Here is a 976-nt window from a genome sequence, read left to right as displayed (position 1 = left end):
TGTACAACAGTACCAATGCGATAGATGATGAAGAGTTTGTAGACAAAGGAACAACATTAAATGATAATGTTTTGACAAACGATACGGATGTAGAGGGCGATAATCAAGTTGGTGGGGTGTCATTAGTGACAGGTCCGACCAACGGTAGTTTGACCTTAAATCCAGATGGAACATATAGTTATACGCCAACCAATCCTAACTTTAGTGGCAACGATGAATTTGTATACAGTGTATGTGACAATGGAAGCCCTCAAGTATGTGATACTGCAACAGTTTACATTACAATACTAGATGTCAATAAAGATTATGGAGATGCTCCAGCAATATATGGAGAAGTGTATCATCGAGCAATTAGAGATGCGAATAGTGATAATGTACTGGATGGAACAACAGATGTTTGGTTGGGAACCAATACCGACTTTGAAAACAACGCTTTAGGCGTAAATGGTGATAGTTTTGATGATGGAATGGAATTGGGAACGAATACACCTGGTGCTTTTCCAAGGACGGTGATGCCTTCAACGGTGTATAATGTAGATTTAGATTTAAATTCAGTTGTGGCAGATAATGTTTCGTATGGAATGTGGATTGATTGGAATGCAGATGGTGTTTATGACGATTTTTATTCAGGAACAGTAGCGGTGCCAGGAGGACCATTTACAACAACAGTCGTTGTGACTTCTCCAGCCAGTGTTGCAACAAACTTGGTGAATATCCGAATTCGTTTAGATGACAATCCATTAGGAGCTGTAGACTTTCAAGGGGCACGTACGAATGGAGAGGTGGAGGATTATCAATTCTTGATGAATGATCCATTGCCTGTAGAGTTGTTGTATTTTACGGCAAAACTAGAAGGTAAAAATACAGGTGTGTTAAATTGGGCAACATCAAGTGAGTTGAATAATGCAGGTTACGAAGTGGAACATGCACTGCCTAGTACTGGTGCACCAGAATTTAATCAAATTGGATATGTTAA

Annotated in this window: 1 protein-coding gene; it reads left to right on the top strand. The window is 39.4% G+C overall.

Annotation, left to right across the window (positions count from 1 at the left end):
- Positions 1-976: cadherin-like domain-containing protein (locus tag CG11_RS30525; protein WP_197043957.1), on the top strand; the 976-nt coding region annotated here is incomplete at both ends.

The sequence above is a fragment of the Aureispira sp. CCB-QB1 genome (assembly GCF_000724545.1).
Lineage (GTDB): Bacteria > Bacteroidota > Bacteroidia > Chitinophagales > Saprospiraceae > Aureispira.
This window is presented reverse-complemented; position numbering and strand designations above follow the sequence as displayed.